Annotated in this window: 6 protein-coding genes; 5 read left to right on the top strand and 1 reads right to left on the bottom strand. The window is 63.1% G+C overall.

Annotation, left to right across the window (positions count from 1 at the left end; genetic code table 11):
• The 3 genes from QOC89_RS22115 to QOC89_RS22105 all read left to right on the top strand — a co-directional run.
• A partial coding sequence (locus tag QOC89_RS22115) for a GDP-L-fucose synthase (protein WP_323046969.1) occupies positions 1-958 on the top strand: 958 nt, incomplete at its 5' end.
• A gap of 116 nt (positions 959-1074) precedes the next feature.
• Positions 1075-2217 (top strand): glycosyltransferase family 4 protein, encoded by a 1143-nt coding sequence (locus QOC89_RS22110; protein ID WP_323046968.1) that lies wholly within the window; start codon positions 1075-1077, stop codon positions 2215-2217.
• A gap of 56 nt (positions 2218-2273) precedes the next feature.
• Positions 2274-3605, top strand: coding sequence for a glycosyltransferase WbuB (locus QOC89_RS22105; RefSeq protein WP_323046967.1), 1332 nt, complete (start codon positions 2274-2276; stop codon positions 3603-3605).
• A gap of 31 nt (positions 3606-3636) precedes the next feature.
• Here the strand turns inward: QOC89_RS22105 and QOC89_RS22100 are convergent, their stop codons facing one another.
• Positions 3637-4131, bottom strand: coding sequence for a hypothetical protein (locus tag QOC89_RS22100; protein WP_323046966.1), 495 nt, complete (start codon positions 4129-4131; stop codon positions 3637-3639).
• A gap of 176 nt (positions 4132-4307) precedes the next feature.
• Between QOC89_RS22100 and QOC89_RS22095 the strand changes: the two genes are divergently transcribed.
• Positions 4308-4928, top strand: a complete 621-nt coding sequence (locus QOC89_RS22095) for a putative colanic acid biosynthesis acetyltransferase (protein WP_323046965.1) — start codon at positions 4308-4310, stop codon at positions 4926-4928.
• A gap of 212 nt (positions 4929-5140) precedes the next feature.
• Complete coding sequence (locus QOC89_RS22090) at positions 5141-6883, top strand: GMC family oxidoreductase (protein ID WP_323046964.1); 1743 nt, start codon at positions 5141-5143, stop codon at positions 6881-6883.
• Positions 6884-6927: the final 44 nt, after the last annotated feature.

Genomic DNA, 6927 nt, shown 5'->3' with positions numbered 1-6927 from the left:
GAACAAACACGCACGCATCTTCGTCGCGGGCCACCGTGGCATGGTCGGCTCGGCGCTGGTCCGGCGGCTCGCCGCCGAGGGCTATTACAACGTCGTCACGCGATCGCGGGCGGAGCTCGATCTGATGGATCAGGCCGCCGTGAATGGCTTTTTCGAGCGGGAAAAGATCGAGGTGGTGCTGCTCGCCGCCGCGCGCGTGGGCGGCATCCTCGCCAACGCGTCGCAGCCGGGTGAGTTCATCTATGAAAACCTGGTGATCGAAACCAACGTGATTCACGCGGCGTTTCGCGCGCAGGTCGAGCGGCTGGTGTTCTTCGGTTCGTCGTGCATTTATCCGAAGCAGTGTCCGCAGCCGATCCGCGAGGAGTATCTGTTGACCTCGCCGCTCGAGCCGACCAACGACGCCTACGCAATCGCGAAGATCGCCGGCCTCAAGCTGTGCGAGGCCTACAACCGCGAGTACAACACGCAGTATGTCTCGTTGATGCCGACCAATCTGTATGGCCCGAACGATAACTACGATCTGAACAGCAGCCATGTTTTACCGGCGCTGCTGCGCAAGGCGCACGAAGCGAAGGTCAACGGCAGCGGGACCTTGACGGTGTGGGGATCGGGCACGCCGTGCCGCGAGTTTCTGCACGTCGACGATCTCGCCGCGGCGACCCTCTTCGTGCTCGAGCATAACGTGACAGACGGCCTGTTCAACGTCGGCGTCGGTGAAGACCTGTCGATTCGCGAGCTGGCCGAGTGCATCTGCAAGGTAGTGGGCTTCGAGGGCGAACTCGTCTTCGACGCCTCCAAACCTGACGGCACGCCGCGCAAGCTGCTCGACGTATCGCGGCTCGCGCAAATGGGCTGGCACGCGACCATTGGCCTCGAGGAAGGCCTCGCGTCCACGTATCGGGAATTCGTTGAACTACACGCCGGCTCGACCGCCGTCGCCGCCTTGCACGTATAGGCGCGCACTGAAGGGGCCGTTGAGCGCGTTGTCGGGAATTGGGGGAACGCGCGGCGCGTGGCGCGCGGGTAGCGGGCAACGCACACAGGGACGATTTTTCGAGGAGCGGCATAAAAATGACTGCGTCAGTCACCATCTTCCACAACGTCGTATGGTCGCGCCACAAGGGTGTCGTGTTCTCCGCTTTGCATAACATTTCGTCGTCCGGCGCGATTCGTTACTCGATGGTGCAGATTGCGGATACCGAGCACGATCGTGTCGGCTTTTCGGATGTCGACTATTCGTACCATCGCTATCCGATGCAGAAGCTGTTCGACGGCTGCTACGAAGATGTGCCGACGATGAAGATGATCGCGCGGCTCACCTGGGAAGTTTTGCGGACCAAATCGGATCTGATCGTTCTGCCGGGTTACCACCGTCCGGAATACTGGGCGATGCTGGCGGCGTGCATCGTGACCGGCAAGCGGCGCGCGGTGTTCTGCGATTCCACCGCGCGTGACCGACCCAAGAAGCTGCTGACCTCGATTCCCAAGCGCGTGTTCTTCTCGCTCTGCGACGGCTATTTCGGTTTCGGCGAGCGCAGCCGCGAGTATCTGCTTTCACTTGGCGCCAAGCGCGACAAGATTTTTGTGCCGTGTCAGGCCGCCGCATTGCCCGGCTCGTTCTCGCCGGAGCGCGCGCTGGTCGAGCGGGTGGCGGCGCGCGCCGGCAATGCGCCGGTGTTTCTCTATGTGGGCCGTCTTTCGGAAGAGAAGGGCATCGGCACGCTGATCGACGCGTTCGCCGGTTTGCGGCGGCGTATTCCAGCGGCGAAGCTGCGCATTGTCGGCACCGGGCCGATGGCGGACGCGCTGCACGCGAAAGTGGCCGAACTTGAACTGGGCGAGGCCGTGACCTTCGCCGGCAGTTTGCAGGACGAACCGCTCACCCAGGAATATTACGGCGCGACCTGCATGGTGCTGCCGAGCTATAGCGAGCCGTGGGGACTCGTCGTCAACGAGGCGCTCGCGCATGGCTGCCCCGCGGTGGTGAGCGAGAGCTGCGGCTGTGTGCCGGAGCTGGTGATCGACGGCGTGAGCGGCTATGCGTTCACGGCGGGCGATGTGGCCGGCTTGCAACGCACGATGCTCAAGGCGATGGAAGCGTTCGCCGACGCCGGCGGCACGGCGCGCCGTTGCATGGATGTGATTCGCCGTTTCGATCCGCCTTCCGCCGCCGCCAATATCGCTCGTGGCTGCGCGCTGATGCTGAGCGACTAATTCGCCTCACGGCCTTCGTCGCGCAAGCGAAGCTCTAACTCGTTCTGACAGCCACAATGAAGATTCTGATCTACGGCCTCAACTACGCGCCTGAACTGACGGGAGTGGGCAAGTACACGGCGGAAATGGCGGTGCTTCTGGCCAATCGTGGTCACGAGGTTCGGGTGGTGTGCGCGCCGCCCTATTATCCGGAGTGGCGCGTGGCGGCGAACTATGTGTCGTGGCGCTATCAACGCGAGACGCGCGATGGTGTCGCGATCTGGCGCGCGCCGCTGTGGGTGCCCGCGCATCCCAACGGCCTGAAGCGGATGCTGCATCTGGCGAGTTTCGCGACAACGTCGTTGCCGTTGCTCGCGCGCCAGGCGCTCTGGCACCCCGACGCGGCGATGCTGATCGCGCCCACGCTGATGTGCGCGCCTGCCATGTTGCTGCTCTCGCGGATGGCGCGCGCGAGTGCGTGGCTGCACATTCAGGACTTCGAGGTCGATGCGGCTTTCGATCTGGGACTTCTGAAAAGCTCGCGGGCGGCCCGTGTGGCACGCTGGATCGAAAGCACGCTGCTGCGGCGCTTCGATACCGTGTCGTCGATTACGCCGCAGATGAGTGCGCGCGCGGTGATCAAGGGAGTCGAGCCTTCGCGGGTCGTATGCCTGCCCAATTGGGTCGATGTGTCGACCATCTTTCCGCTTGCGCGCGCGAGCGAATACCGGCGTCTGCTGGGGATTCCGCCTGACCAGAAGGTAGTGCTGTACTCGGGCAACATGGGCGCGAAACAGGGCATCGAAACGGTTGCCGATGCGGCGGCCGCGCTTGCCACGCGTGCCGATATCACCTTCGTTTTCTGCGGCAGCGGCGCGGCGAAAGTGGGTTTGCTCGAGCGCTGCGCGGGATTGCCGAATTGCGTTTTCATGCCGCTGCAACCGGCGGACCGTCTGAACGAGCTGCTCAACCTCGCCGACATTCATGTTCTGCCGCAACGCGGCGATGCGGCGGATCTGGTGATGCCTTCGAAGCTCACCGGCATGTTCGCAAGCGGACGCGCGGTGGTCGCGATGGCGCGACGCGGCACGGGGCTCTACGACGCGGTGGCGCCGCGCGGCGTGGTCGTGCCGCCGGACAACGTGAAGGATTTGACGGCGGCGCTTACGGTGCTGGCAGGTGATCGCGAACGTCGCGAGGCGCTCGGCAAGGCGGCGCGCAATTATGCGGAGCGTGCACTGTCGCCGGAGTCGACCATTGGCACTTTGGAAGAACGGCTCGCAATGCTGGTTTCACGTGGCAAGCGCACGAAAGTGGCGAAGCCGTATTTCGGTGCCGCGAGAGCCTCAGCCGCCGCGACGCGGCGGCAACGCAAGCCGGCTACCACGGAGGAAGCCGCGCCGGATTGAGCCGGTACGCGGCCATCTCATGAATGCGATATCACCACGGCGACTTGTAGACGGTGTGCTTGCTAGCGTACGGATCGGCATACGTGTTTTTTGCCGCGCCTGCAGGCATCAAGCCGTCGGCTGCATTCGGACGGCCTGGCTGGCCGGCTACGCGCGCCTTGCCGTTGGCGGCGCCTGGGGCCTTGTTGTTGCGCATGGCGGGTTGTGCACCACCCAACACCGTCATGCGTTGCTCGTCGAGCAGCGCGGCCTGCTGGGCGTCGACGGTATTGCCTTTCTGCGCGTCCGGCGAGCCATAATCGCGCGGAGCGCCGAGCAGTTGCGTTTCGCTGTTGCGACGCGCGTCGGCCGGTTTGACGCGTGCGGCCGGAGCGGGTTTGGCATAGCTGGTCGCCCCGGTGGCGGCGAGCGTTGGGGCCGCGGGCGCGGGGGCTGCGTTCTGCGCGAGCGCCGGTGCTGCACACGCGGCACAGGTGGCGATCGCGAGCAACAGCGAGGTTCTTGTATGCCGAAGCGTGGTGATCATGGTAGGTCCCAGGAAGATGCAGTCGCAATAGAGCTATCGTGCGCCAACCAGCACGCGCGGAGCCGCCAAAACGCTTTCCTGCACGGCCAGGAAGCCAGTTTGAGTAAGGAGCCGAAACATAATGTAAGCAGGGCGAATGGGCATGTGGAATGCCGTTCGTCGTTAGGAGAAAGCTGATGGGTAACGTCGCAGACGATCCGCAGATCGGGCGTATGCCGGAAGCCGAAAGCGGCCGCGCGGCTGGCCGCGTGATCGATCTCAGCCTGGCTGGAAAGGGAAACTATCGCGCAAAGCGCGGTGCCCTGATCGAGCTCATCTGGTTTGTCGTCGAAGCCTGCGTCATCAACAACAAGCTACTGCCGCTTTCGTCGGTGCGCGTTGCGCTGTTACGCCTGTTCGGCGCGAAGATCGGCACGGGTTGCCGCTTCGTGCATCCGTTGCGGGTGAAGGCGCCATGGAATCTGGAAGTGGGCGATCACTGCTGGTTCGGCGTCGACGTCTGGATCTACAACCAGGCACTGATCCACATCGGCTCGAATGTGTGCATTTCCCAGGGTACGTTCCTGAGCGCCGGCTCTCACGAGATGAGCACGACGATGGATCTGCGCGTCGCGCCGATCGTCATCGAGGACGGCGTCTGGATCACGTCGAAATGTGTGGTGCAGATGGGTGTGACGATCGGCCGGTCGGCCGTGGTGACGCCCTTGTCCGTCGTGCATCGATCGCTCGATGCAGAGGGCGTATATGGCGGCAATCCATGCCGTTTTATCCGCAAGCGTTTTGCTTCCGTGACCTGAAGCACAGAGAAAGAACCGCAGCGTTTTTACGCTGAGGAGGCCAGCCGTTGTCAAGCCGGAATGTCGGCGCCCGCATTGGGATGCTCGGTCGATGCGACTCGACCGACGCCGACGATGTGTTTGGTAACGGCGTATGCGTGGTTTGCTTGCCAGCCCCGGTTGGATGAGTAGCCGGACGCACTCAGACTGCATGAAGAAGATGGGGAGTAGGGATGTTCATCGATACTCGCACTGTTGAACACAATACGGTCATTGAAACGACGGTCTGCATCATCGGCGGAGGGGTCGCCGGGATTACGCTTGCGCTGGAGCTGTCGAGGGCGGGAGTCGACACCTGCATGCTCGAAAGCGGAGGGTTCGGACCGGACGACGAAACCCGCGACCTCTATCGTGGCGAGAACGTCGGGCTTCCCTATACTTTCGCGGACGGTTCGCGCAGCCGCTACTTCGGCGGCAGCAGCAACTGCTGGGGTGGCTGGTGCCGCCCGCTCGATCCGTGGGACTTCGAGAAGCGCGACTGGATTGCGCACAGCGGCTGGCCGTTCGGCCTCGAGGAACTCGCGCCGTACTACGCGCGCACGCACGAACTGTTGAAGCTCGGCCCGCAGACTTTCGACCCCGCGTACTGGGAGCGCGAAATCGGCCGCCACGACGTGCGCCGCATTCCGCTCGCAACCGGCGATATGCGCGATACCGTCGCCCAATTCAGCCCACCGGTGCGCTTCGGCAAGGCCTATCGTGACGAGCTGTCGCGCTCGTCGCGGGTGCGCGTGTTTCTGTACGCGAATGTGCTGAATATCGACGCCGACGCTCAGGGAACCTCGGTTTCGCGGCTCCAGGTGGCGACCATCAGTGGCCGCAAGATGACGGTGGTCGCGCGGATTTTCGTGTTGGCCACGGGCGGCATCGAGAATGCGCGCCTCCTGCTTGCGTCGAATAACGTGCAGAAGACGGGCCTCGGCAATGCCAGCGATCTGGTGGGCCGCTACTTCATGGATCATCCGCGGATGATGTGCGGAAAAGTGCGTTTTCGTCCCGGCAATGCCCGCAACAAGCTGTATGACATCAAGTATCACTATCAGAATGCCGCCGTGTCGGCGCACGGCACGAAGATATCTTCACAGTTCGCGCCGAAGCAGGAATTGATGGAACGCGAGAAGTTGCTGAATTCGCGCGTATGGCTTTATTCGCGCTGGTACGGCGAAGGAACCGCGGGGTCCGAGGCGCTGATCCATTGCAAGGAAGCGCTTTTGCAAAAGGATCAGCCGGGCCGCAGCCTGAAGACCGATGTCGCGACCATGATCGCGCATCCGCTGCACACTGTTGGGTATGGTTTGACGCGGCTCCTGCAGTGGCCGGCGCTGATCACCGACGTGACGTTGCAGGCGATTGTCGAAGCGGTGCCCGATCCCGATAGCCGTGTCACGTTGTCGACGGATAAGCGCGACCGGTTCGGCATGCCGCGCGTGAAGGTGGAGTGGCGTCTGGGCGAACAGGTGAAGCGCACCTTCGACAAAACCTTTGCGTTGCTCGCGCAGGAGTTGCAGATGGCCGGCATCGCGGACGTCGAACTCGATGCACCGCTCGAAGGCCGCCATTGGCCCGCGAAACTGGAGGGCACGTGGCATCACATGGGCACCACGCGGATGCACGATTCACCTCGCGAAGGCGTGGTGGATCGCGATTGCAAGGTGCATGGGATGAGCAACTTCTACGTGGCGGGCAGCTCGGTGTTTCCCACTGTCGGCGCCAACTTTCCGACTATCACGATCGCCGCGCTTTCGTTGCGTCTTGCGGGTCATCTGGTGCGGCAACTCGATGTTCCGGATATCGTCGGCAACGCGCGCAACGAGGCGGCCAATAGTGCCTCGATGTCGGTTCAGACCCAGCAGCCGCAAGTCGAAACGCTGCCGATCGCAGCCTCGAGCTTGACGACGTTGATGAAGGAGCAGTGAAGAACAGCCGGTGACTATGCGCGCCAGGCGGCGCGTTGTCACCG

It is taken from the genome of Paraburkholderia sp., assembly GCF_034668105.1.
In the GTDB taxonomy this organism is placed as follows: domain Bacteria; phylum Pseudomonadota; class Gammaproteobacteria; order Burkholderiales; family Burkholderiaceae; genus Paraburkholderia.
Note: the sequence above shows the minus strand (reverse complement) of the source record. Positions and strands in the feature narration are given on the sequence as shown.

Excerpts from the sequence above, each read along its gene's own strand:
- QOC89_RS22110 (WP_323046968.1), top strand. The coding sequence starts at position 1,075 with ATGACTGCGTCAGTCACCATCTTCCACAACGTCGTATGGTCGCGCCAC.
- QOC89_RS22105 (WP_323046967.1), top strand. The coding sequence starts at position 2,274 with ATGAAGATTCTGATCTACGGCCTCAACTACGCGCCTGAACTGACGGGA.
- QOC89_RS22100 (WP_323046966.1), bottom strand. The coding sequence starts at position 4,131 with ATGATCACCACGCTTCGGCATACAAGAACCTCGCTGTTGCTCGCGATC.
- QOC89_RS22095 (WP_323046965.1), top strand. The coding sequence starts at position 4,308 with ATGGGTAACGTCGCAGACGATCCGCAGATCGGGCGTATGCCGGAAGCC.
- QOC89_RS22090 (WP_323046964.1), top strand. The coding sequence starts at position 5,141 with ATGTTCATCGATACTCGCACTGTTGAACACAATACGGTCATTGAAACG.